A 530-nucleotide genomic window follows, 5' to 3' on the forward strand; every position below is an offset into this window, starting at 1 on the left:
GCCATACATTTCTTTTGAAATGATATATCACCAACGGCAAGCACTTCATCAATAATTAATATATCCGGGTCTACTTGAGTAATAACAGAAAAACCTAACTTCGCTAACATTCCACTGGAGTAAACTCGAATGGGCTCATCAATAAAAGAGCCTAACTCAGAAAACTCGACAATCTTGTCCATTCTCTGCTTGAGTTCTTTTCTTCTGAGACCAAGAAGAGTTGCGTTAAGCCGTATATTTTCCCGGCCAGTTAATTCAGGATGGAATCCCCCTCCCAACTCTAACATAGAGGCAACTCTTCCAACGACATTAACCTTACCAGAAGAAGGTCTCATCACTCCTGCAACCAACCCCAAAGATGTGCTCTTACCTGCGCCATTTCGTCCGATTAAAGCTACCGATTCACCCTTAGCGATTTTAAAATTTATATTCTCAATAGCAAGATAACTTCTGCCACTTAATAAACTTAGTGCTCTGCGTGGATTGAAAATTAATTCTTTTATCCCAGAACCGATATGATGATAGAGTGG

1 protein-coding gene is annotated in these 530 nt (G+C 40.0%); it reads right to left on the minus strand.

The genetic code is table 11. The features are described 5' to 3' along the window. The coding region (locus tag J1782_RS00130; protein WP_217151886.1) for an ABC transporter ATP-binding protein at positions 1-530 on the minus strand (530 nt) is incomplete at both ends.

It is taken from the genome of Rahnella sp. BCC 1045 (genome assembly GCF_019049615.1).
Lineage (GTDB): Bacteria > Pseudomonadota > Gammaproteobacteria > Enterobacterales > Enterobacteriaceae > Rahnella > Rahnella contaminans.